This is a genomic window from Rhodocaloribacter litoris, from assembly GCF_011682235.2.
Lineage (GTDB): Bacteria > Bacteroidota > Rhodothermia > Rhodothermales > ISCAR-4553 > Rhodocaloribacter > Rhodocaloribacter litoris.
On the sequence record NZ_CP076718.1, the window covers coordinates 227,836 to 251,868 of the forward strand.

The following is a 24,033-nucleotide window of genomic DNA, read 5'->3' on the forward strand; positions in this document are numbered from 1 at the left end:
ATCCGAAATCCGCACGCGACAATTGAAGATATTTTCCGATCCGGTACACGGCTTCATCTCCGTACCGCGCGGGCTGATCCTCGACCTGATCCAGACCCCCGAAGTGCAACGGCTGCGCCGGATCCGGCAGCTCGGCGTGGGCTACCTGGTCTTCCCCGGCGCCGAGCATACCCGCTTCGGCCACGCCCTCGGCGCCATGGCCCTGATGCAGGACGCCCTGGCGACCCTCCAGGACAAGGGCACCCCCATCACGCCCGAAGAACACACCGCGGCCCTGGCCGCCGCCCTGCTGCACGACCTGGGCCACGGCCCCTTCTCCCACACCCTCGAGAACGAACTCATCGCCGGCTTTCATCACGAGAAGATGAGCCGGGTGATGCTGGCCCACCTGAACGAACGCTTCGACGGCGCCCTCGACCGCACCATCGCCCTCTTCGACGATACCTACGAACGTCCCTTCTTCCACCAGCTCATCGCCAGCCAGCTCGACATGGACCGGCTCGACTACCTCCGCCGAGACTCTTTCTACACCGGCGTCGTCGAAGGCAAGGTGGGCGTCGACCGGATCATCAAGACGATGCGCGTGCACCCGCCCGAGGGCGGGCCCGGGTCGCGGATCGTCATCGAGGCCAAGGGGACGTATGCCGTCGAGAACTTCCTCATCGCACGGCGGCTGATGTACTGGCAGGTCTACCTGCACAAGACCGTCCTGGCCGGGGATCACTTGCTGCGGGCCATCCTGCGGCGCGTCCGCCACCACCTCCAGAACGGCACCGGCGATGTGGCCCGCGGCACCGCCCCGGCCTTCCTGTTCTTCCTCCGGAACCACCTCACCGCCGACGACCTGGCCCGGGACGACGTGCGCACCGCCTACACCGCCCTCGACGACACCGACATCCTCTTCAGCCTGAAGCAGTGGCGGCACCACACAGACCCCGTCCTGGCCGACCTGTGCCGCCGCTTCGTCGACCGCGACTTCTTCCGCGTCACCTTCCTCGACGCCCCGCCTTCGGAGGCGCAACAGGCCCGCTGGCGCGACGCCATCGCCGCCTGGCTCGTCCGTTCGGGCCGGTCCACCGCGGCCGGCGCTCCCGAAGACGCCGCCTTCTACCTCGCCACCGACACCTCGCGGCACTACGCCTACGACGAGGGTGAGGCCGAATCCATCCGCGTGCTCGACCGGCACGGCACCGTCCGCGAACTCTCCCGCACAACCGACACCGCCGCCGTCTCCGCCCTGACCCGGTACGAAGAAAAGCCCTACGTCTGCTATCCCAAAGAGGTGACACTCACGCCATGAGAACCGCCTTCGCCCACAACCCCGGCCACGAAGCCCATGCCGAGGAAGGTCACCCCGAGCGCCCGGCCCGGCTCGACGCCATCCTGTCGCTCCTGCGGGACGACCCGCTGTGGGACCGCCTGCACCGGGCCGAGCCCGTCGCGGCCGACCCGGACACGGCGCGGCTCGTGCACACGGACGACTATCTCCGGCGACTGGAGACGGCGGTGTCGCAGGGCGGCCGCCTGGATCCGGACACGTACGTCACGCCCGAGAGCCTCGACGTCGCCCTCCGGGCGCTCGGGGCCGTGCTCGGCGTCACGCGGGCCGTCATCGAAGGCGAGGCGGACAACGGCTTCGCGGCCGTCCGGCCTCCCGGCCACCACGCCCGGCCCGGCGCCGCCATGGGCTTCTGCCTGCTCGCCAACGTGGCCCTCGCCGTTCGCTGGGCCCGGGCCGAGTTCGGCGCCGAGCGCTTCGTCGTCCTCGACTTCGACGTGCACCACGGCAACGGCACCCAGGAGGTCTTCTACGAGGACCCGAACGTGCTCTTCATCAGCACGCACCAGTACCCGTTCTATCCCGGCACCGGCGCGGCGGACGAGACGGGCGACGGGCGCGGGCGCGGCGCCACGATCAACCTGCCCTTCCCCGCCGGCACGGGCGACGATGCCTTCCGCACGGCCTTTCGGCGCATCCTCACGCCCCGCGTGCTGCGGTTCCGCCCCGAGATGATCTTCGTCTCCGCCGGCTACGACGCACACTGGCGCGACCCCATCGGAGGGCTCCACCTGAGCGTGACCGGCTTCGCCGACCTGGTGCGCCATACCCTCGAATGGGCCGACGCCTGCTGCGACGGGCGGCTCGTGGCTGTGCTCGAAGGCGGGTACGACACGGAAGTGCTCGCGCACAGCGTCCGCGCCACACTGGCCCGCCTCGAAGATCCGGACGCCGAGACCGAGGACCCCTTCGGCCCGGCCCCCTTCCCCGAGGCCGACGTGGACCGCCTCCTCGACGACCTGGCGGGCTTCCACGCCGTCACCCGCGCCGGTTGAGCTGCAACCTGCCGTCGCCCCGGGCCGTTGGAAAACACACCGCTGCTTTCCACGGTCCCCTATGCGTAGCCTCCTCCTGCTGCTCCTGTTCGTCCCGGCCGCCGGGCCTCCCCCCGGCTTCGAGCCGGGCTTCCGGTTCGTCCGTATCCGGTACCAGACCGTTCCCTACGCCCGCGCCGCCACCTGGGCCTATGATTACCCCACGGCCGAGTTGAACCTCTACGAGGCCATCCGCCGCACCACCCGGATCACCCTCGAAGGCCCCCCGCTGGTGCTCACGCTCGACGACCCCCGGATCTTCGACTACCCCGTCCTCTACCTCTGCGAACCCGGCTACTGGCAGACCAACGACGCCGAGGTGGAAAACCTGCGCAAATACTTCGCCCGCGGCGGCTTCATGATCATCGACGACTTCCACGACTGGCCGGGTCGCCCCCGTCACGAATGGAATAATTTTTACCGGAACATCAAACAGGTCTTTCCGGACCATGAGCCGGTCGAGCTCGCCCCGGATCATCCCATCTGGCGGATCTACTTCGACATCGATCCGGTGGAGGCCGCCTCCACCAAACCCGGCTTCCACCGCTACCAGGACCGGTACTATGCCATCTTCGACGACGACGGGCGGATGCTGTGTGTGATCTGCTACAACCAGGACATCGGCGACGGCTGGGAATGGCCGGATCGCAACCAGGAAGACGCCTCGACGGTCAGCTTTCAGATGGCGATCAACTTTATCATGTATGCGCTGACCCACTGACGGCCGGCACCGGCACGCGGGCCGTGTGCAGCAGGTTCTCCCGAACCGGCGGGCCACAGCGGAAACGGAAACGTCCCTGCTGGGCGGAAAGCGGCGTCAGATCGACCTGCAGCCGGACTGCAGCAGCTCCGGAGGCATCCCGGCGCACCTTGATCGCTGCCGCCAGACCGCACTGGTGGGCCCGGTAAAAGACCGCCCGGCAGATCGCCCGAAGATCATGCCCCGCCTCGAAGGCCTGCCGGGCCGCCTCCTGCAACGCCCGGTCGACTCCCGGCGTCACCGGTGCATCCACCTGCACGACGGGAAGACTGCCGGGCCGGCAGGCCAGCACATCACCCCGGTCCGCGTGCCGCGGTCGCGAACGGTACTTCGGTCCGCGGGTCCTCGGGACGCCCGCCACCACCAGCTCATACTTCATGGCCGATCTCCTCGTGTGGAAATGCGCTTTGCTTCGATATCGGCCTGCAAACGGCTGTGCTTAAACCATCCCGACCTCTTCTCGGAGGTGGTGCCGGTCCGTTCAATTTCCTGTGAAACAGCCTGTGTAGTCCCCTTTTGACCGGCATGACGTGATCCTCCGGCGATCCCGTGCGTACAGGGGTTGACACGCGCGGGAACGAAGTGATATATTTCGCGTCCCTCAGAAAAACGGGTCCTTAGCTCAGCTGGTTAGAGCGCTACGTTGACATCGTAGAGGTCGGTGGTTCGAATCCACTAGGACCCACAGAGATTTGCCACAAGCACCTGGAAACGCCGCACTTATAGAAATACAGGTGCGACAAAAACCCGGTTTTTTTCCGGTCGATTGTAAGGGTCGCCTCGCCTGTAGCGAAGGCGGCCCTTCCGGTTATGTGCGGCGAGCCCCGGCCTACGATTCCCCGGGCAAGTGTGCCCGCAGGTCTTCCAGTAGCAGCAAGGCTGTCGCCACGGCAGCAAACAGGTCGCGCCCTTCCATGGCGGTCTCCGGTAGCCAGACCGCTCCCTCGCTTATCACCTCCACCGCGGCCACCGGGCGCCCGGCCCGGACGATCTCATAGCCCGTCGTGGTACCGGCGGGCAGCCCACCCTTCAGCGCGCTCGTGCCATAGATGCCCAGTTCCGTACCGCCGCTTACGAGGCTTCCTTCCAGGGGACGCGCGTATTCCCCGGCCAGAGCCAGCGTCCAGCGGGCAGCCTCCCGGTCAATCGCATCCAGGGTACAGGCCAGTTCGGAACGGTCGGCAAAGACCACGTCGACGACCTCCGCATCGACCATGCCCCGGCGCAGCAGTACCTCGCAGGCAACGTGCCAGTGGTCCGCGGCGCCTTTGCGAAGGGTGAAGCTATAGTGCTGCTTCCGCCGGTTCAACTCCAGTGCGTTCACGACCAGATCTCCCCCGCGAACCCACGAGCGGTCGATGTCGCGCGCCTCGTAAGATCCAAAACGCAGGTGTTCCTTTATCTTCCAGCCCTGCCGGCCCTGCACGGGAAGGCGCCCGGCCGTAGACAGCGCCTCGGGAACGGGCATATGGGCCGCCTGGCAGCCGACCAGGAACACGACGAGGCTCAGCGCCATCGTCCAGGTCTGTTTCATCGTGCGTTCATCTGACAAGTGACATCTTTCCCCGCGCCACCTGCACCGTGTCCCCGCGCTGCATGACGAGGCGATAGAGATAGCTGCCGGAGGGCAGTGCCGCGGCATCGACCTGCACACGGTGCGAGGGACCTGCCGCCAGCAGGCCCGCCGGCACGGTGAGCACCCGCTGTCCGAGCAGGTTGAAGACCTCGACCGTTACCTCGGCGGCGGCCGGCAGGTCAAACACGACGGTGGTCGCCGGATAGAAGGGGTTCGGATAGTTGCCGTGGAGTACGAAGCGGCGAGGTAGGTCCGCCAAAGGCTCATCCGCCGTGATCGTGCCCCGCACGAGTGTGAGCGTCACCGCCTCGCCATAGCTGAAGCGGGCACCGTCCGACGTGACCGCACGATGGTAGAATGCAACCGGGGTGTGCAACGGGGGTGTATGACCGCTCCAGGCCGCCTCAAACACCGCCGCAAGGCCGGCTACCGTGAGCGGAAGGTTCAGGCTGTCCACGCCCAGTTCGACGGTGGTCGTCGTGGAGGGACCGAAGGCCGGGTCCCGCGAAGCCTGCCAGAGGTAAACCACGCGGTGGCCGTCCGGATCATCCGCCGGTGCCAGGGAGATCGTGGCAAGAGGCGTGTCCGGATCCACCGGATCACCGGCCTCCGTACCGCCGATGAGGATCGTGTTCCCGCCGGGGGGCGTCAGGATCCGGGACGTGCCGGGAGCACGGTTGGGGTGGGACAGGAGCTGTCCACGAACCTCTCCGTCCGGCCGCAGCGTCTGCACCGCAAGGTAGAGCAGTCCATCGAGCAGATCCTGTACCTGGCCCTCCGTAAGCGTGAGGGTTCGGTTGAACCCCATGTCCGTTCCGGGATCCCCGGAAAAGTTGAGGAGGAGATTCTTAACGTGTTCACCCGGAAGGCCGGGCACGCCACGATAGAGATCGACCTGGCTCCATGGCGCACGCAGGCCAGAGAAGAAACCGGCCAGGCGCAGCCGGTCCTTTTCCAGCGTAGCCAGCATGCTGCCGCGCGCGAGGAGCAGCCCTTGCCAGCGCTCCGAGAGCTCCGTCCCGGCGAGCACAGGAGCCACGACCGGCAGCACCTGCACCGGCCCGCCGAGGCGAACGGACGGCTCGATCGTGCTGAGATGAAGGTAGAACCGCCCCGCGTGCAGGGCCTGTATCTGTGCTTCGGTGAGCGCAACGGTGGCCTCCACACCTCCGCTGTGGGCCGCCGGCGCCGGCACGGCCAGCGCCAGGTTCTGGATGAGGGTCCCCCCCTGCTCCGGGATACCCTCGTACAGGTCGATCCGGGCCCAGGGATGGCGTAGTGCAGAGAAGAAGACGACGAGATGGAGGGCGTGGCCGCTCAGCGTGGCCGATGCCCCTCCTTTGAGGACAGGCTGACCCTGCTCCTCCTCCACGAACGAAGCCTGAAAGAGGGGCGTCGTGCTGCTCAGGTCATAGTACCAGAGCCCATCGCCCCGCCCCACCCACAACCGGTCCGGGCGACCGAGCAATGTGAGCAAGGAGGCGGGGATCTGGTTCCGGAGCACCCAGGTGGCGCCGTGGTCGTCGGAGGAATAGAGGGCATAGCCCTGGTGCTGGACTCCGGCATACAGGCGCGCGCCGCAGGCGGCCAGCGCCAGCACGTCGGCCCCCTGCGGAAAAGCCCCCTGCAGGTGCACCCAGCCGTCTCCACGCAGGGAGCTCCGATAGATCCCGTCGGAGGTGCCGGCCAGCAGAAAGGAGCCGGACGGCAGCAGGGTGTATGCGATGGCATGCGGCTGCGGGCCCAGCGGGATGCTCGTCCAGGTGCCTGCACCGGACGACCGTACCCACACTTGCCCGCTTCCCCCCGCGCCGGCCACGAGCGCGCGCCCACTCGTGGCGAGGGTGCGTACCGAGGATGCGCCCAGCCCCTGGCTGAAGTCCTGCCAGACGGCCGGTTGTTGCAGGTTGAGCACGTAAACGCCGGCATCGGTACCGGCGTAGAGGCTGTCACCGCGCACCGCAAGGGACAAGACGCGCCGGGCCAGTCCTGTGAGCCCACTCCCCGGGCTCGACCACGAGGCCCCGCCATCGGAACTGACGAAAACACCGCTACCCAGGGTTCCGGCAAAGAGGTTCGTTTCATGGGCGAGCAGCGCATACACGCCGTGATCCTGCGCGTCCACCGGCAGGCTGGCAGCCGCCTCCCAGCTCTCTCCGCCGTCGAGGCTGGTGTAGACCCGGCTGAAGGTGGCGGCGTAGAGCCGATCCGTACCGGCAGCGAGGGCGACGATCTCTGCGGCAGGTAGTGCCTCTACCCGCCTGGCCTCCTGAGCCAGAGCACCCGCACCGCCAGACAGCACCAGAAAGCCCGGAAGGACAAGTCGTAACATATTGATGTTTTCCATTGAGTTGCGACGTGACGGATGAGCAAGACATGGCGTCCCCGTCCCGTGATGGCCACGCAGGGCTGAACACGCCGGAGAACTACGGCCTCTGCGTGGCAGTGCCGGGGGAAGTCCCGACCGGAAGCCGTTCCATCTGCTGCGGCGTGAAGTCGAAGTAGGGCGTGGCGGGCTTCTCGCCCGGGGCAACGGCCGCGGGCATGGGTTCCCCCCTGGGTCCGAGCGCATGGATGAAGCGGTAGATGGCGCGGGCGTCGGCCTCGGAGAGCGCGTTCACGTTCATCCACGGCATCGGCGGCCGCTCTTTTCGCGTGCGAAGGACCTGGACGAAAGCGTCCTCGGAGAGTGACTGCACGATCAGCCGGAGATTCGACGGATACGTCGTGCCCCATGGCCCGCGCCACCCGATGGGGGAGCCGACGAGCCAGTCGGCCTCGGGCACCTGCCCGCCCTCCTCCCAGCCGGGCGTGTGGCAGTCATTGCACGCACCGACCGTGACAAGGTAGCGACCCGCCGAGACCGGATCGGCCGCGAGGACGCGGGGCATGCTTCCCTCCGAGACGCCGGCGCGCCCCCGATCGCAACCGGCCGAGGCGAGCGCGACGCCACCGGCTAGGAGAAAAGCTGCAATCCGCCATGGTGCCATGCATCGAAGAGTCGTTTTCATGGTCAGGACACCCCGGGGTCCAGCATGCTGGCAGTATCTCTTTGAGGCGCGCCGCAGTCCCGGGGTGCGTCCCGGCAGGACAAGTCACCCCGGGGTGCAGGCACGGTGCCTTCTGGCACATGGTAGGCGCCCCGGCAGGTTATCGCGCAGGGAACGCCCCGAAGCCGGACCCATGATAGGACGGCAACCCGTTCGTCCACATGGGACGATCTTCCTATTTTTGACGTCGCCCGGCGCCGGTACCGCCCGGGCCGTTCCTTTCCCCATAGAATCCTTGAAGCCGGCGGGCTTCCCTTGCTCGCCAACCTCACCGAAAAACGTGAATTCGTCTGGCCGAGCCGCGCACCTATTGGCAAAACCAGGGAGCGAACGTACACTCAGGCCATTGTCCCGGCAGGACGCAGTGTACCCCTCACTGGCGAGTGCAGCCTATTTCCTCCGCGAGGTTCACATACGTGCCGGCCTCCCACCGGCCAGCTCCGGAGAACGAGCGCTTCATGCAGTACCTGCCTGTGGCACCACGCTTCTTGCAGGTACACTGCCATGAGCTTGATGATCTCGGGTGCCGACCTGGCCCGTCTGGAGCGGGCCTCCCATGCGCTGCTCAGCCCCCTTGCGGTTCCCAGTGTGGAGGCCTGGCGTCATGAGGCGATGCGCGTCGTGTGCGAGGCCCTCGGCGCACAAACCGGCGCCTTCACGATGCCGGGGCATGCCCGGGTGGTGCAGGTCTATAATCTCGACGAGCACGTCGCGCAGGCTGCAGACCGCTACCTCAGCGCCACGTGGTCAGAACGGGGACGCTCGCCCGATCCGATCCTGGACAGGTTCTACCGCCTCCTCGTGCGGCAGCAGGTCGAGGTGTGGGACATGCATGTGGCGGATCACCTCCTGGGCGGCACCGGTGCGGCCTGGAATAACCGGTTCTGCCGCGAGGTGCTAAGGCCAAACGGCCTGGACGACACCCACGCCCTGTTCGTGCCGTTGTGCCGGGGCAGCACGACTCTCGCCGTTCACAACTTCTACCGCCGTGTGGAGCCCGGCCAGAAGCTCCCGCTCCTCCGCATGTTGCTTCCCGCCTTCAAGGCCGGCCTCGACACGCTCGCCAGGCTCGACGCCCAGCGCACCGCCCTCGACGTGCTGACGGAACCGCTCATCATCTTCAGCGTGGATGGCCGGGAACTGCACCGCAACCCCGCGCTCGTGTTCCTGCTCGTCTCCGATCCCGAGCAAGAGCACCTGCTCGGTGCGTTGTGCCGGATGGCCCGCCGGTTGTGTGAACTGGGCTTCGGGCGGAGGTCCCGCGGCGAAGACCCCTTCGCCCTCGCACAGCAGCCGGTCAGAACCCGTAAGACGCGGTACCGCCTGCGGGGGACGCTCCTGGCAGCCAGCCCCTTCGGACAGGACGGCGCCGTCATGATCTCCGTTACGGCCGAGACCGCCCCGGTGCTGCCCTCCGTCGATACCCTGCGCGAGCGGTTCGGGCTGACGAAACGGGAGGCCGAGGTCGCCCTCCTGCTGGCCGAAGGCCTCTCCAACGACGCCCTTGCCGGGCGCCTCTCCATCAGCCCCCACACGGCACCACACCGAACAGATTTTCGCCAAGCTGGGACTGAACTCGCGGAGCGCCCTCACCCTCAGACTCCTTCAGCTCCCCTGAACCCGGTGTGCGTCGCTCCCGTACCCCTGCAAGCAAAGACGCCCCGGAACCACGACTCTGGCGGGTTCCGGGGCGTCGTTCGAAGCGTGCCCGGGAGGATTCGAACCCCCGACCTTCTGATCCGTAGTCAGACGCTCTATCCAGCTGAGCTACGGGCACAAGACAGCGGTTTCAACGCACAGCGCGTGCGGGAGGTCCCAAAATAGGCGTGTGGCCGGCACGGGTGCAAGTGAAGAATCGTTGCAAAGTATCCTTCGCCCGGACGGCCTATCTTGGAGGGTTGCAGGCTGCGGTTGAACCTCTTTCCGAGGATGGACTACGACACGATCATCGTGGGAGGCGGGCTGGCGGGTGCGGCGGCGGCGCTCCACCTGAGCCGGACCGAGCGGGTGCTCCTGGTGGAGGCGGAACGGCCGGCCGCGGGGGCCTCTGGCGCGGCAGCCGGGCTGGTCAACCCGCTCATGGGCCGGCGGGCCCGGCGCCCCTGGCAGGCTGAGCAGGCCCTCGAAGCCCTGCATGCCACCCTGGCGCTGGCCGGCGCCGCCGGGCTGTTTCGTCCCGGCCTGCTGCGCCCGGCAACCGACCCCGACCAGGCCGCCTGCTTCCGGGAGGCCGCACGGGCCCATCCCCATCTGGGATCGTGGTGCACGCCGGCCGAGGTGCGCGCCCTGTTCCCGCCGGTGCAGGCACCGCACGGCGCCCTGTACGTCCACGCCGGCGGGGCTGTGCCGGTACCCGCCTTCGTCGAGGCCATGCTGGCCGCGGCGCAGCGGCGTGGCACCGTCGTCCGGACCGGCACCCGGCTCACCGGCTGGCGCGAGACGGCCCGGTACGTCGAAGCCATCCTCGAACACGACAGCGACCGGACGCGCTGCCGCACCGGGCGGCTCCTCCTGGCCCCCGGTGCCGACTACACCCGCTTCCCGGCCCTGGCGGGACTGCCGCTGCACGGCGTCAAGGGACAGACGGTGCGGGTGAGGCTCCCCGGCCACGGCGACCTCGGCGCCCTGCCTTCGCTCTCCGGCAACGGGTACGTGGTCGTCGAGTCCGACACCCTCGTCGTCGGCAGCTCCTACGAACACCGGTTCCTCGACCGCCGGCCCTCGGACGAAACGTCCCGCCGGCTCCTGGCCCGGGCCGTCCGGATGCTGCCCCTCCTCCGACAGGCCCAACCCGTCTCGGCGACGGCGGGCGTGCGCGTGACCGTGCCCGGCCGCCGGCTCCCGCTCCTCGGCCCCCTCCCCGCTCACCCGCGGCTGTGGGTCTTCACCGGCCTCGGATCGAAGGGGTTGCTGATGGCGCCCTGGATCGCCCGCCACCTTGCCGGACCGGAAGCGATTCCGGCCGAGCTTCGCGTCCCGGAAAACCTGTGAGCGACCGGGAAGCAAAATTCAAAATCCCTCTTTTTACCATGGAAAAGCGCTTCCGGATTGTTTAATTTTGACGAACGGGGTGAGGATGGGATACTTTTTTTATACCTTGTTCGGTGCGCCCTCGCCGTCTTCCCCTACGGTGCATGCCTCCGACGGACGGCGGTGCCCCGGCATGCCCGCCCCGCGACGGCGCTCGCCATCCCCTTCCGCACTCATCGACTCCGGAGGTATAGAACCATGGCAGAAGTCACCACATCCTACATCGCCGACATCCTCGGCGACGAGGCGAGCTACCTGCTCGACCACAAGTGCACCACGATCCCCAAGGAACAGCTGCACCTGCCCGGCCCGGACTTCATCGACCGTGTCTGGCTCGGCTCCGACCGCTCGCCGCAGGTCCTGCGGTCGCTCCAGACGCTTTTCAACCACGGCCGGCTCGCCGGCACCGGCTACCTCTCGATCCTGCCCGTCGACCAGGGCATCGAACACGCGGCCGGCGCCTCCTTCGCCAAGAACCCCATCTACTTCGACCCGGAGAACATCGTCCGGCTCGCCATCGAGGGCGGTTGCAACGCCGTCGCCTCGACGTACGGGGTGCTCGGTGCCGTCGCCCGCAAGTATGCCCACAAAATCCCCTTCATCCTCAAGTTCAACCACAATGAGCTGCTGACCTACCCGAACACGTATGACCAGATCATGTTCGCACGGGTGGAGGAGGCATGGAACATGGGATGCGTGGCCGTCGGCGCCACGATCTATTTCGGCTCGCCGGAATCGAACCGGCAGATCCAGGAGGTCTCCGAGGCGTTCGCGCACGCGCACGAACTCGGCATGGCGACGATCCTCTGGTGCTACCTGCGCAACAACGCCTTCAAGGTCAACGGCGTCAACCATGAAACGAGCGCCGACCTGACGGGCCAGGCCAACCACCTCGGCGCCACCATCGAGGCCGACATCCTCAAGCAGAAACAGCCCACCCAGAACGGCGGCTACAAGGCCCTCAACACGGGCAGCTCCAGCTACGGCAAGCTCGACGAGCGCATCTACACCGAGCTCACGACCGACCACCCCATCGACCTGACCCGCTATCAGGTGGCTAACGGCTACATGGGCCGGGTGGGGCTGATCAACTCGGGCGGCGCCTCGGGCAAGAACGACCTGCAACAGGCCGTCAAGACGGCGGTCATCAACAAGCGGGCCGGCGGCATGGGGCTGATCTCGGGCCGCAAAGCCTTCCAGCGCCCCATGAAGGAAGGCGTCGAGATCCTCCACGCCATCCAGGACGTCTACCTGAACAAAGAGGTCACCATCGCCTGAGACGCAGCGCGGCTGTCCGGCCAACAGCGGGGCGCAGGCCAACACCGGCAGGCGCCCCGCTTTTTTGGAACCCGGCCGGACGCCCCCCGAACCTTCTCTCACCTCCCGGCATTCTACCAGACGGCGGCGCCCCGGCCCCGCCCCGTTTTCCCCTCACCCAAACCGGCCACACCGAGCGATGCCCGACCACCTGCCTCCCGGCGACGCGACGCCCCCCGCCCCGGCCGCCGCACCGGCCGACCTGCTGGAAAAATACACGGCCCACTATCCGGAATGGGCGCGGGAGTTCGCCCGGAAGTACTTCACCAAAACCCTCACCCAGTTCATCCTCTACGGGAACGTCCGGGACCTCGTCCCGACGGTCGACACGCAGGGCCGCCGCACCTACGTGTCCCTGCGGCAATTTCTCAAGGACGAGCTTTTCGCCGCCCGGGACATCGTCCTGTTCTATGACCGTTCCAGCGGCATCCACTTCGCCGACAAGGCATCACAGCAGGACTTCAACCGGGCGCTCTCGGGCTACGACACCATCTTCGGCACCGAGTACGCCCGGAAGCTCCCGAAAGACCCGGTGCGCGTCTTCTCGGTGCTCGAAAACTACTTCCGCCTGCGCCTGGCCGACGGCAAACGCATCGCCTGCGTGATCGACTACGCGGAGACGATCGTGCCGATGGCCGAAGCCTCCATGTACTCGGCCGAAGACCGGAACGCGCTCGTCTTCCTCCAGAAATGGTCGCACGATGCCCTCTTCCTCGAAAGTGACTTCACGATCGTCCTCGTCACCGAGAACCTGACGCAACTCAACCAGCAGCTCGTCCAGAGCCCGTACACCGCCGAGATCCAGATCCCTATTCCCGACGAGCCGGCCCGCCGGACGTTCGTCGAATGGTACGTGCAGGGGCGGGAAGAAGCCTTCAGGCAGCACTCGGAGGTCAGCCCCCGGGCGCTGGCCCAGCACACGGCCGGCCTCAACTTCATCCAGCTCCGCACCATCCTGGCCGACGTGCTCGAGAACCGGTCGGAGCTGACGTTCGACCTGCTCTCGCGGCTGAAGAAGGAATTCATTGAGGCCGAGGCGTACGGGATGCTCGAGTTCATCGAGACGGACTGGAACCTGGACATGGTCGCCGGGCACGACGAGGCCAAGGCCCACCTGCGCCAGGCTGCCCGGGCGCTCAAGAACGGCCGTCCGGACGTGATGCCGATGGGCTACCTGGTCTCCGGGCCCGTGGGCACCGGCAAGACGTTCATGATCACGTGCTTCGCCGGCGAGATCGGCATCCCGATGGTCAAGCTGAAAAACTTCCGCTCGATGTGGCAGGGGCAGACCGAGGGCAACCTGGAGAAGATCCTGACGTTGCTGGAGGCCATGACCCCCGTGGCCGTGATGATCGACGAGGCCGACGCAGCCCTCGGCGACCGGGACGTCGAGGGCGACTCGGGCGTCTCGAAGCGCGTCTTCGGGCAGATCGCCTCGTTCATGAGCAACCCCCGGCACCGCGGGCGCATCATCTTCTTCCTGGTCACCGCCCGCCCGGACCTGATGCCCGTCGACCTGAAACGCCAGGGACGGGCCGAGGAACACCTGGCCCTCTTCTACCCCTCCAACCGCGCGGCGCGCGAAGAACTGCTCCGCGTGATGATGCGCCGCACCGGCGTCGAACTGCCCATGGACCAGGTGCCCGAGACGCTGCTCAACGGCGAACGCACCTTCAGCGGGGCCGACATGGAAGCCCTGCTGACCCGCGCCAAGTTTCGCGCCGCCGCCGGCGACGGCCGGGTCACCCGCGAAATCCTGCAGGAAACGGTCGACGATTTCATCCCGCCGACCTACCCGCTCGAAGTGGAGCTGCAAAACCTGGTGGCCGTCCTCGAATGCACCAGCCGCGCCCTGCTGCCGGAGGCCTTCCGGGACATGGACCGGGAGGCCATCGTGCAGCGCATCGAAGCGATCAAACGGCTGATTTGAGCCTCCCGCGGACCGGCACCGCACAAAACAGCAAGGCAAAAAGGGCGGAATCTCCTCTATCGGAAACCCGCCCTTTTATGCTTCGAACAAAGCCGGATGATGCGTTCGGCATCGCAGGTCACGACCCGCTTCCACCGCCACCTTTGTTGCGTTTCCGCGCCGCGGCCTCACTGGCCGCCAGCAGCTTCAGATAAAGATCATAACTGATCAGAACAGCGTAAGGCTCGTTGTTCTTCTGGATCAGAATACCACGATCAATTGTCTTGGCATGCTCGACGAGATCGGAGGTCTTGGAGCGCAACTCGGTGATGGTCGCGACCGCCTCGATTCCTTTGGTGCTGTACATGTGCGTATGGGGTTAGGGTTGTTATGGGGATACGCCTTACGGCCTGAAGGGTTGTACCCTGTCGAAATCTACACAACTAAGCGCTCACAATCCAATATGTTTCTGCCTTCTCCTTCAACCGCACATTTTTTTGGTATCGGCGACAACGAAATCAACATTTTCTCCAACATATTGACACAATCTTCTCGGAGGAGGCGTGATGATCTTCGTGCGGGTATCCTTCGCAAGAATCGCATGGAATCGCGCATGAGATGGTTCATGTACGATCCTGTGGCCGGTTGTCGCACGACGGAAAATTTCAGGCGCCGGAGCGCTGGCACAGGTCTGCGCGATGTCGTATGTTCGGGCCCCTGTCGTACCCGAGCAGTATGAGGTTATGGAGCGCGAGACGAGCACGACCCCTTCCCCCCCGAACAGCCCTTCCCTCTCCGACAACCCGTCCACCCTGCCCGGCATCTCGCTCCGGAACGGTTTCCGCTTCCGGCGCGGGCAGCAGGCCTTCCTCGAAAAGCTCGCCGCCGCCTTCGCGCGGGGCGAGATGAACCACCTGGGCGTCTTCGTGCCCGGCTACGGCAAGACGATCACCGCCCTGGCCTCGTTCGTGGTGGCGCACGCCCTGGACATCGCCCGCAAGCTCGTCGTGTTCGTCCCCCGCGGCAACCTCCGCGACCAGTACGCCGACGGCGAGGCCCTCGGCCGCCTCTTCCGCAACCTCGGCGCCCCACCCTTCACCTTCTGCGTGGCCGACTCCGAGCGCGTCTTCCTCAAGAACCTGAAGACGCAGATCATCATCACCACGTACCAGTACGCCAGCGGGCGCGGGGGGCACAAAGCCCTGAAGCAGTACTGCGCCTCGGCCCCCTGCATGTTCGTCTTCGACGAAGTACACCACCTGGCCGAGGACGGCCTCTGGGCCGAGAAGATCGCGGCGTTCCCACACGTGTGCAGCGTGGCCCTCTCGGGCACGCCCATGCGGTCGGACAACAAGACCCTCTTCGGCGTCCCCATGGCCCCGGGCGACGACGAGCACGAGTACTACGTGGCCCTCCACGAGGTCACCATGCGCGACGCCCACGAGGAGGGCGGCATCCTCAAGCGCGTCCGCGCCCACGTGGTGGACTACCGGCTGAAGATGGTGCGCGGCGACACGGGCGAGGAGGTGGAGCTGTCCCTCTCGGGCATGCGCGAGCTCGGGCAGTCCAGCCGCGAGATCGACACGTACCTGGCCCGGCGTAAGCTGCGCTTCCACGAGGTGTACCTGGAGTCGCTTCTCAAACCCGCCTTCGACGTCTTCGCCGAGAAGCGCCGGCGGCTGCGCGAGGTGCTCACCCGTACGGGGCGGGCCGCCCGCGGGCCGTTCCGCAACCACCAGATGCTCATCATCGCCATGAGCAACCGGCACGCCGCCGCCATCCTCGACTTCGTCCGCGCCCGCTTCCCGCAGTACGCCGCCGACCGCATCGGACAGGACCTCCCCGCCGCCACCTGCCAGGCCCGCCTCGACGACTACCGCGAAGGCCGCCTCGACGTGATGGTGCAGGTGGACATGATCGGCGAGGGCACGGACATCAAACCCATCAGCGTCATCGTCAAGGCCGACCTCGTGCGCGCCGTCTCGAAGACGCTCCAGCAGGTCTTCCGCGGGATGCGCTACTTCGACGGGTTCGACGAGGAGGCCAACGTGTGCGACATCTTCGCCGCGGACGACTCGGAGGTGGTCTCGGTGCTCGAATGGATCACATCGGAGGAGCAACTGGGCGTGCGGCGACGGCGCGAGCGGGAGGCCCGCGAGGCCCCGCCGGCCCGCGAGGCCTTGGAGACGAGCCGGTGGGAGCTGAAGCACGTTGAACACCAGCGCATCAAGTCGCACAGCCTGGAGCTGTTCCCCGGCTCGGGGGAGCGGAGCGCCCTGTACCTGCGCGAGCTGCACGCCGCCCCGCCCCGCCGCGAGGCCGCCTCGCACGCCGTGGACGTACAGGCCCGCGAGAAGGCCCTCCGCAAGGCCTGTGCGGACCTCGCCGCCGAGCTACACCACGTCCTCACCGCCGCCGGCCGCCCGGTGCCCATCCGCGCCATCCACGCCCGCGCCAAGCAGCACCTCCACCGCGGCCAGGGCGACCTCAGCCTGGACGAACTGGAGAAGAAACGCCGCTGGCTCGAACGCTGCCTGCGCGCCCGGCGGCTGCTCTGACCTGTCCCCCCGAACGCACGCCCTCATCCCACGCGGGCGAAGCCGTCACGGAGCGGCCCACACCCGACCACGTAGCCGCGGGCTTCAGCCTGGGACGGCCGAGAGGCCAAAATCGCCGGGCACGACGCCACACCGCCTCACCCCACGCGGGCGAAGCCGTCACGGAGCGGCCCACACCCGACCACGTAGCCGCGGGCTTCAGCCCGGGACGGCCGAGGGGCCAAAATCGCCGGGCACGATGCCACACCGCCTCACCCCACGCGGGCGAAGCCGTCACGGAGCGGGGCGTAATGGGCCTCGTAGTGCGCGCGGATGTCCGCGTGCGCGGGGTCGCGCAGGTGGGGGTCGCGGCGGACGAGCTCGAAGGCGGCCTCACGGGCCTGCATCAGGAGCTCCTGGTCCTGCGTGATGTCGGCGATCTTCAGGTCAGGCAAACCGCTCTGGCGCGTGCCGAAGAAGTCGCCTGCGCCGCGCAGCTTCAGGTCCATCTCGCTGATGGCGAAGCCGTCGTCGGTCTGCACCATGGCGTTGAGGCGGGCTTCGGCCTCGGCGGAGCGTTTGTAGTCGGCCATGAGGATGCAGTAGCTCTGCTCGCCGCCGCGCCCGACGCGGCCGCGCAGCTGGTGGAGCTGGCTCAGCCCGAAGCGCTCGGCGTGCTCGATAACCATCACCGTGGCGTTGGGTACGTCCACGCCTACCTCGATGACGGTCGTGGCCACCAGGATGTCCGTCTCGCCGCGCTTGAAGCGCTCCATGGCCTCGTCCTTCTCGTAGGGCAACATGCGCCCGTGGATGAGGTCCACCTTGTAGGGCCGGAACTCGGCCTTCAGCTTCTCATAGCCCGACTCGGCGTCCTTCAGGTCCAGCTTCTCGCTCTCCTCCACCAGCGGGTAGACGACGTAGCACTGCCGCCCCTCGCGGAGCTGCCGGCGGATGAAATCATACACCTCGCCCCGGCGTTTCTCCGAGCGGAGCCAGGTCTGGATGGGCTTACGGCCGGCGGGGCGCTCCTTGATGAGCGTCACGTCGAGGTCGCCGTAGAGGGTCATGGCGAGCGAGCGCGGGATGGGGGTGGCGGTCATGAGCAGCATGTGGGGCCGCTCGCCCTTGCGGAACAGCTCGGCCCGCTGCATCACCCCGAAGCGGTGCTGCTCGTCCACGATGGCCATGCCCAGATTGTGGAAGGCGACGCCCTCCTGGATGACGGCGTGCGTGCCCACGGCGATGTGGGCGCGGCCCTCGGCCAGGTCCGCCAGGATCTCCTCGCGCAGGGCCTTGCGCTGCCCGCCGATGAGCAGCCGCACCTCCACACCCAGCGGGTCGAGGTACTTGCGGAGGTTGGCATAGTGCTGCTCGGCCAGGATCTCCGTCGGGGCCATGAAAGCGCTCTGGTAGCCGTTGTCGAGGGCGTGCAGCATCGCGGCGATGGCCACCACGGTCTTGCCGCTGCCCACGTCCCCCTGAACGAGGCGGTTCATCTGGAGCCCGCTCTGCGTGTCGGCCACGATCTGGCGTACGGCCTCTTTCTGCGCGTTGGTCAACTCGAACGGCAGCACCTCGTGAAGGAACCGGTGCACGAACGCACCCGGCGGGCCAAAGCGCAGTCCGGCCACCTCCTCGCGCGACTGCCGTGTCAGCGCCAGCATGAGCTGGATGTAGAAGAGTTCTTCGAACTTGAGCCGGGTGCGGGCGCGGGCCAGCTCGCCCTGGCTCTTCGGGAAATGGATGGCCCGCAGCGCCACGCGCCCGTCGATCAGGTCGTAGGCCTCGCGCAGCCAGGCGGGGAACGGGTCGCGCAGCTTCAGCCCGTGCTCCTTGAACAGGCCGTAGATGACGCGGCGGAAGGTGCGGCTCGTCAGGCCGGCCTTCTGGAAGGCGGCCCCGCCCGGGTAGAGGGCGATGATACGACCCGTGGCGAGCGCCGGCCCCTCCTCGTCGAGCTTGTCGAAGTCGGGGTGGGTCATCGAGAAGCGGCTGCCGTAGCGTTGCGGCTTGCCGTGAAAAGCCACCCGGTCGCCGGGCTTGAACACCTTGCTCACCCAGCCGATGCCCTGGAACCAGACGCAGGTGAGGCGCCCGCCGCTCTCGTCCTCCACGATCAGTTCGTACCGCTTGCGGTTCTTGCCCGGCACCAGGCCGGCAGCCCGCACCGTGCCCACGACCGTCACCGGCGCCCCGCTGTCGTCGAGGCGACGGATGGGGACGACGGTGGAGCGGTCGAGGTAGCGGCGGGGGTAGAAATGCAGCAGGTCGTGGAAGGTATGCAGACCGGCCTTCTCGAGCACGGCGGCGCGGCGCGGCCCCACCCCCTTCAGGAACTGCAGCGAAGTCTGGAATACGTCGTCATCCATGCCAGAACCGATCGATCGAACGCACGGGGCCAATATAATACGAACGCGGCCCGCCACCATGCCCCGATCAGAAAACGTACCGCCGGGCTTAACTGCACCCGCTCCCCGCCGATACCCACGCCGGATGCCCTACCCCTGGCCGAAATAGACCTGCCGACATCCAGCTTCCCTTTCAAGACCTTCCCCCCATCCAGCACCGATTGACCAGAACTTCACCCATGCCTCGCCAACCACGAAAAAAGAAAAAACCCATGATCCTGATCGTGGAGGATAACCCCTTCACGCATCGCCTTTTCCAGTACATGCTGGACAAGGACTACCATCTCCGGATGGTTTCCGACGAGGAGACGGCGCTCATCATGGCCCGACGCGCCCGGTACGACCTGGTGCTGATGGACATCCACCTGGGCACGGACCGCACGGGGCTCGACGCCATGCTTTCCATCCGGGATATCGAGGGGTATGAGGACATACCCGTGATCGCCGTGACGGCCTATGCCGAACACCTGGGCCGGGAGAAGCTGCTCGAACTGGGCTTCGACGAGTACGTCCCCAAGCCGTTCACTCGCCGGACGCTCGTCAACGCCATCGAGCGCATGCTCGAAGCCCGAAAGAACCGGGATGGAACCCCCTCGCGCCACGTGCGGCCGAGTGATACCATCATCGAATATTACCGCAATTACTGGAATTCGTGGCCGGAAGAGGCCTGATCCTGACGGCCATCTGCTTGCCCGGGCCGCGCGACGTCGTTCGTGCGGCCTTTTTCGTTCCGTTCAGGCCGCCCGGCGCGGGTACGACGCACGGTCCTGCAGGGTGGCCCGCAGCAACTTGGGCGTGACGCCCAGACGCCAGGCCAGCTCGCGTAGCCGGCGCTCGGCCCGGGCCCATGCATGGGCCGTCCGCCGGGATTTCATTCGGATGGGTTGGCACTTCTCCATGGCGCAGCCTCCAACACGTCGCTTCACACAACACCGGCACATCGCGCCGCCGCCCGTCGCGGTCCGTCGCGGAGCCATCGGCTCTCTGTTTTCGGACAAGTTTCATGCCGGAATGCACGGGCCGCCGGCACGCAACCGGAGACCTCCTCCGAAGCGCCTGCCACCCTTGTGCCGGCGGAAAAAAACACCTACCATCTCTACAGTACCCCCCATCTACAGCACCCCTCCCATCCAGCCCGACAGCCCCATGCGCACCGCTGCTCTTCGCCTCCTTCCCCTCGCGATCCTGCTCGGCCTTGTCCCCCCGGTCGCTCTCGCCCAGCCGAATTTCGACGAGGTGCAGATTCAGACCATCCCCGTGGCCGAAGGCGTGTTCATGCTCGCCGGTCGGGGCGGCAACATCGGCCTGTCGGTCGGCGAGGACGGCGCCTTCCTGATCGACGACCAGTACGCCCCGCTGACGGACAAGATCAAGGCGGCCGTGGCGGCACAGACGGAGCAGCCCATCCGGTTCGTGGTCAACACCCACTGGCATGGTGACCACACCGGCGGCAACGAGAACATGGGGCAGGCCGGCGCGGTGATCGTGGCCCACGAGAACGTCCGGCGCCGCATGAGCACCGAGCAGTTCATCGAAGCCTTCAATTCGCGGACGCCTCCGGCCCCGCCGGCCGCCCTGCCCGTGGTCACCTTCACCGACGCCGTCACCTTCCACTGGAACGGCGACGAGATCCACGTCTTCCACGTCGACCCGGCCCACACCGATGGCGACGCCATCATCTTCTTCCGCCGCGCCAACGTGATCCATATGGGGGACACCTACTTCAACGGCATGTACCCGTTCATCGACGTCTCCAGCGGGGGGACCCTCGCCGGCATGATCGCCGCCGTGGATCGGGTGCTGCCGATGACCCACGAGGACACGAAGATCATTCCCGGCCACGGACCGCTCTCGAACCGTGCCGAACTCATGGCCTACCGGGAGATGCTCGCGACCGTGCACGCGCGGATGAAGGCCCTCATCGCCGACGGCAAGAGCCGGGACGAGGCCATCGCCGCCCGGCCTACCGCCGACCTGGATGCCACCTGGGGCCGCGGTTTCCTCCAGCCCGACGTGTGGGTCGGCATCGTCTACGACGCCGTGGCCGCCGAAGAGTAGGCCCCACGAGCAGCGTCCCGGCTCGGATGAACCGGGACGCTCCCCACGCGGGCACGTGACGCCCTGACCTCTCCCCCAGGACCTTGCGGAACGCCCGCACCCGCCGCGGGATGGGTTACCGGCCGCCCCCGACCTTCGCGAGCACCTGCGAGACGGTGCAGCCGGCCGTGAACTCGTTCGCTTCAAACCGCGTGGCCAGCAGTCCTACCGCCGTCCCATCGGTAACGCGCACCGTGAGTTCATGCTCGCCGCTGCGCTTGGGCGAGCAGTACTCGAGCAGGTAATAACTGTTGGCCTCGTCCCGGATGAAGCCGGCGATCTCCTGGAAACGGGGCAGCAGGTCGTCGATACGGGAGGCGGCCACGAAGCCGTCCCGGCCGATCTCCGTCAGGGTGGCCTCATCGATCTCCCCCCCGAGGCCGATGGCATAGATCGACACGTCCGGCCTGGCACGCCGCACGGCCGTCATCGCCTCGGAGCGCGGTACCCGGCTGGCCTGGTCGGTACCGTCGGTGAAGAGCACGACCGTCCCGGCCGCGATGATCTGCTCCCGCACGAGGACCTCCAGCCGTTGATCGATCTGATCGATGCCCTGCACGACGGCGCCGTAGAGGTTGGTCGAGTTGTCTTTCGGCAGGTCAGCTGTGATGTCTTCGATCCCGGCCAAGAGCAGATCCGGGTCGCTCGTCACCCCCACGAGCGGCACCAGCTCGGCCTGCCCATCGAACCACCAGATGCCCATCTCGATCTCGCCATAGCGGGGATCGTCGCGGGCAAACAGGGTCGCTTCGACGAAGCTCCGGGCCGCCGCCTTGAGCGGCTCCAGACTCTCGCTGGCGACGATGCTCCCGCTCAGGTCCAGCAGGAGGGCCACGGTGAACCGGAACTGCCCCGCCTTCGGCACGATGCTCTGGCGGGACTCGAAGCGCGAGACGAGCTGCTCGTTCTCGAAGATGTCGAAGTTCGCCGGTTGCAGGCCCGGCACGGGCGCCCCGTCTTCCGTATCCACCTTGAACAGCAGGGACACGTTGGCGGGCGGCCGCGTCTGGTGCTCGATGAGGGCAACGTTGAGGGTCGCCGTCACGTCGCAGGTCTGAAAGATTTCGCAGCGGGCGGCCTCGTCGTTCGCATCGCAGCCGGCCAGCGCGACGAGGAGGAGCAGCACCCAGGCTGCGGGTCGGTAGCAACGGGTTCCGGGATGTCGCATGGGAGGATCAAGCCTGAGGGATACGGGCGGTTCACCCCTGCCCCTGCACAGACCCTGCCATACCCGGCACCCGGCTACCGGATCGTCCTGAAAAGGCCGTTTTCAGCGCAGCAACGCCTGTCTTTTTCGGAACGCGCACCGGCATCGCCGCTCCGGACGCCGCGCTTCCGGAACCGGCGCTCGCCCGGATGCGAACGTGCCTTCGTCCGCGATCAAACCTTTGCCCCGATGGCGGGTATGGAGCGCCATACCTTTTCGCCTGGACCCATGCCCCACGATTACGACGTCCTGGTCGTCGGCGCCGGCCACAACGCGCTCATCACGGCCGCCTACGCGGCACAGGCCGGCTACCGCGTGGCCGTCTTCGAACGCCGCGACAGGGTCGGCGGAGCGGTCTCCACGTGCGAGATCGTCCCCGGCTACCGGTTCGACCTCGGCGGAAGCGCCCACATCCTGATCCGCCTCACGCCCGTCGTCGATGAACTCGGCCTCGGCGCCTTCGGCCTCGAGTACCTCGAACTCGACCCGCTCTTCTTCGCCCCCTTCCCCGACGGCGACGCGGTGTTCCTCTACCGCGACGTGGACCGGACCGTGGCCCACCTGGAGGAAAAGTTTCCGGGGGAAGGGATCGCCTACCGCCGTTTCATCGACGCCTGGAAGCCGTTTGCCGAGGCGGTCAGGGACGCCTTCCTGTGCGTGCCCGGTCCCTTCGAGCTGGGCCGCGCGATGGTTTTCCGCCGCACGACGCCCGACTGGAAACAGGCGCTTCCGATGATCCTGAAGCCCTACGGGGAGGTGGTCGATGCGTACTTCCGGGAGGAGAAGCTGAAGGCGATGCTCGTATGGATGGCGGCGCAGTCCGGCCCGCCGCCGACGGAGCCGCTGACGGCCCCGTTCCTCCTCTGGCACCCGCTCTATCACGAGGGCGGCATCGCGCGGCCCCGGGGCGGCTCGGGGGAGCTGACGCAGGCGCTCCGCCGCCACATCGAGGCGCACGGCGGGGCGGTCTTCACCTCGGCGCCGGTCGAGCAGATCCTCGTCGAGGGCCGCCGGGCCGTGGGCGTGCGCGTAGCGGGCGCGGCGTACACGGCACGGGCCGTGGTGGCGGGCACCCACGCCCTGGAAACGTTCGGGCGGCTGCTGCCCGAGGCCCACCGCCCGCCGGGCGCCCGGCACCTGCGCACCGGCAACGGCTTCGGCGCGATCCTCCGCCTGGCCCTCCGCGAGCCGGTCGCCTACACGGCCGCACCGGGGGCCGAGGCCCGCACCGGCCTTCAGCTCCTCTGCCGCGACCGCGCCCAGCTCCACGCCGCCTACGGCGACTACCTGCGCGGCGAGCCGGCCCACGACCCACCCCTCGTGGCGATGACCTTCTCCGCCGTCGATGCCTCGCTGGCCCCGCCCGGCGGCGAGGTGCTCTGGCTCTGGGCCCAGTACTTCCCGTACGCCCTCCGCTCCGGGCACTGGGACGAGATCGGCGAGGCCGTCGCCGACCGCATCCTGTCGGCCTTCGAAGCCTATGCCCCGGGCACCCGGGACAAGGTCGTCGGCCAGCTCTTTCAGCACCCGCTCTACCTCGAGCGCGAGCTGGGCCTCTACCGGGGCAACGTGATGCACCTGGAGATGAGCCTCGACCAGATGTTCATGCTCCGCCCGTTCCTCGGCATGGCCCGCTACCGGACCCACCTGAAGGGGCTGTACCTGACCGGCGCGAGCACCCACCCCGGCGGCGGCATCATGGGCGCCTCGGGCCGGAATGCCGCCCGCGTTCTGTTGAAAGATCTGAGCCGAAGGCGCGTCTGAAT

18 protein-coding genes, 2 tRNA genes and 1 pseudogene are annotated in these 24,033 nt (G+C 67.3%); 12 read left to right on the forward strand and 9 right to left on the reverse strand.

The window, feature by feature from the left end:
* Positions 1-22: 22 nt before the first annotated feature.
* The 3 genes from GQ464_RS00870 (at position 23) to GQ464_RS00880 (ending at position 3,094) form a co-directional block, all read left to right on the forward strand.
* Positions 23-1,300: an HD domain-containing protein gene (locus GQ464_RS00870; protein ID WP_228350480.1), complete on the forward strand. Its 1,278-nt coding sequence runs from the start codon at positions 23-25 to the stop codon at positions 1,298-1,300.
* The gene (locus GQ464_RS00875) at positions 1,297-2,334 is read left to right on the forward strand and encodes a histone deacetylase family protein (protein WP_166975471.1); all 1,038 of its coding nucleotides are present in this window, start codon (positions 1,297-1,299) and stop codon (positions 2,332-2,334) included. Before GQ464_RS00870 ends, GQ464_RS00875 begins: the two co-directional genes overlap by 4 nt.
* A 61-nt stretch (positions 2,335-2,395) precedes the next feature.
* On the forward strand, positions 2,396-3,094 hold the full coding sequence (locus GQ464_RS00880) for a DUF4159 domain-containing protein (RefSeq protein WP_166975466.1): 699 nt from the start codon (positions 2,396-2,398) through the stop codon (positions 3,092-3,094).
* Here GQ464_RS00880 and GQ464_RS00885 read toward each other — a convergent pair.
* On the reverse strand, positions 3,072-3,512 hold the full coding sequence (locus GQ464_RS00885) for a hypothetical protein (RefSeq protein WP_166975460.1): 441 nt from the start codon (positions 3,510-3,512) through the stop codon (positions 3,072-3,074). The genes GQ464_RS00880 and GQ464_RS00885 overlap by 23 nt on opposite strands.
* A 232-nt stretch (positions 3,513-3,744) precedes the next feature.
* Here GQ464_RS00885 and GQ464_RS00890 point away from each other — a divergent pair.
* A tRNA-Val gene (locus GQ464_RS00890) sits at positions 3,745-3,818 on the forward strand.
* Positions 3,819-3,962: 144 nt separating this feature from the next.
* Here GQ464_RS00890 and GQ464_RS00895 read toward each other — a convergent pair.
* The 3 genes from GQ464_RS00895 to GQ464_RS00905 form a co-directional block, all read right to left on the reverse strand.
* The gene (locus GQ464_RS00895; protein ID WP_166975453.1) at positions 3,963-4,667 is read right to left on the reverse strand and encodes a hypothetical protein; all 705 of its coding nucleotides are present in this window, start codon (positions 4,665-4,667) and stop codon (positions 3,963-3,965) included.
* A gap of 7 nt (positions 4,668-4,674) precedes the next feature.
* A complete protein-coding gene (locus GQ464_RS00900; RefSeq protein ID WP_166975450.1) occupies positions 4,675-7,041 on the reverse strand; it encodes a CHRD domain-containing protein in 2,367 nt (788 codons plus the stop codon).
* 94 nt (positions 7,042-7,135) lie between these two features.
* Positions 7,136-7,600, reverse strand: coding sequence for a cytochrome C (locus tag GQ464_RS00905; RefSeq protein ID WP_166975447.1), 465 nt, complete (start codon positions 7,598-7,600; stop codon positions 7,136-7,138).
* A 1,533-nt stretch (positions 7,601-9,133) separates the two neighbouring features.
* On the opposite strand from GQ464_RS00905, the pseudogene GQ464_RS19140 reads away from it, so the two are divergent.
* A pseudogene (locus GQ464_RS19140) lies at positions 9,134-9,253 on the forward strand (hypothetical protein); the annotation flags it as partial.
* 209 nt (positions 9,254-9,462) lie between these two features.
* On the opposite strand, the gene GQ464_RS00915 reads toward GQ464_RS19140, so the two are convergent.
* Positions 9,463-9,536, reverse strand: a tRNA-Arg gene (locus tag GQ464_RS00915).
* Between the two features lie 152 nt (positions 9,537-9,688).
* Here GQ464_RS00915 and GQ464_RS00920 point away from each other — a divergent pair.
* The 3 genes from GQ464_RS00920 to GQ464_RS00930 all read left to right on the forward strand — a co-directional run bounded on the left by GQ464_RS00920 (position 9,689) and on the right by GQ464_RS00930 (position 14,036).
* Entirely contained in the window at positions 9,689-10,750 is a 1,062-nt protein-coding gene (locus tag GQ464_RS00920; protein WP_166975441.1) for an NAD(P)/FAD-dependent oxidoreductase, read from the forward strand.
* A 237-nt stretch (positions 10,751-10,987) separates the two neighbouring features.
* Positions 10,988-12,067, forward strand: a complete 1,080-nt coding sequence (locus GQ464_RS00925) for a class I fructose-bisphosphate aldolase (RefSeq protein WP_166975437.1) — start codon at positions 10,988-10,990, stop codon at positions 12,065-12,067.
* A gap of 178 nt (positions 12,068-12,245) precedes the next feature.
* Positions 12,246-14,036: an ATP-binding protein gene (locus GQ464_RS00930; protein ID WP_166975434.1), complete on the forward strand. Its 1,791-nt coding sequence runs from the start codon at positions 12,246-12,248 to the stop codon at positions 14,034-14,036.
* Between the two features lie 118 nt (positions 14,037-14,154).
* Here the strand turns inward: GQ464_RS00930 and GQ464_RS00935 are convergent, their stop codons facing one another.
* The gene (locus tag GQ464_RS00935) at positions 14,155-14,382 is read right to left on the reverse strand and encodes a type II toxin-antitoxin system Phd/YefM family antitoxin (protein WP_166975431.1); all 228 of its coding nucleotides are present in this window, start codon (positions 14,380-14,382) and stop codon (positions 14,155-14,157) included.
* A 331-nt stretch (positions 14,383-14,713) separates the two neighbouring features.
* On the opposite strand from GQ464_RS00935, the gene GQ464_RS00940 reads away from it, so the two are divergent.
* On the forward strand, positions 14,714-16,573 hold the full coding sequence (locus GQ464_RS00940) for a DEAD/DEAH box helicase (protein WP_228350481.1): 1,860 nt from the start codon (positions 14,714-14,716) through the stop codon (positions 16,571-16,573).
* A gap of 251 nt (positions 16,574-16,824) precedes the next feature.
* Here GQ464_RS00940 and recG read toward each other — a convergent pair whose 3' ends face one another.
* On the reverse strand, positions 16,825-18,924 hold the full coding sequence (gene recG, locus GQ464_RS00945) for an ATP-dependent DNA helicase RecG (RefSeq protein ID WP_166975428.1): 2,100 nt from the start codon (positions 18,922-18,924) through the stop codon (positions 16,825-16,827).
* Between the two features lie 251 nt (positions 18,925-19,175).
* Between recG and GQ464_RS00950 the strand changes: the two genes are divergently transcribed.
* Positions 19,176-19,634 (forward strand): response regulator, encoded by a 459-nt coding sequence (locus tag GQ464_RS00950; protein WP_166975425.1) that lies wholly within the window; start codon positions 19,176-19,178, stop codon positions 19,632-19,634.
* Between the two features lie 63 nt (positions 19,635-19,697).
* Here GQ464_RS00950 and GQ464_RS00955 read toward each other — a convergent pair whose 3' ends face one another.
* Entirely contained in the window at positions 19,698-19,862 is a 165-nt protein-coding gene (locus tag GQ464_RS00955; RefSeq protein ID WP_228350482.1) for a hypothetical protein, read from the reverse strand.
* Between the two features lie 247 nt (positions 19,863-20,109).
* Here GQ464_RS00955 and GQ464_RS00960 point away from each other — a divergent pair, with 247 nt between their 5' ends.
* Positions 20,110-21,021 (forward strand): MBL fold metallo-hydrolase, encoded by a 912-nt coding sequence (locus GQ464_RS00960; RefSeq protein WP_166975419.1) that lies wholly within the window; start codon positions 20,110-20,112, stop codon positions 21,019-21,021.
* A gap of 115 nt (positions 21,022-21,136) precedes the next feature.
* On the opposite strand, the gene GQ464_RS00965 is transcribed toward GQ464_RS00960, so the two are convergent.
* Positions 21,137-22,228 carry a VWA domain-containing protein gene (locus GQ464_RS00965; RefSeq protein WP_166975417.1) on the reverse strand — a complete coding sequence of 364 codons (1,092 nt, stop codon included), beginning with the start codon at positions 22,226-22,228 and terminating at the stop codon, positions 21,137-21,139.
* A gap of 267 nt (positions 22,229-22,495) precedes the next feature.
* Here GQ464_RS00965 and GQ464_RS00970 point away from each other — a divergent pair, with 267 nt between their 5' ends.
* On the forward strand, positions 22,496-24,031 hold the full coding sequence (locus GQ464_RS00970) for a phytoene desaturase family protein (RefSeq protein ID WP_166975414.1): 1,536 nt from the start codon (positions 22,496-22,498) through the stop codon (positions 24,029-24,031).
* The last annotated feature ends 2 nt before the right edge of the window (positions 24,032-24,033 follow it).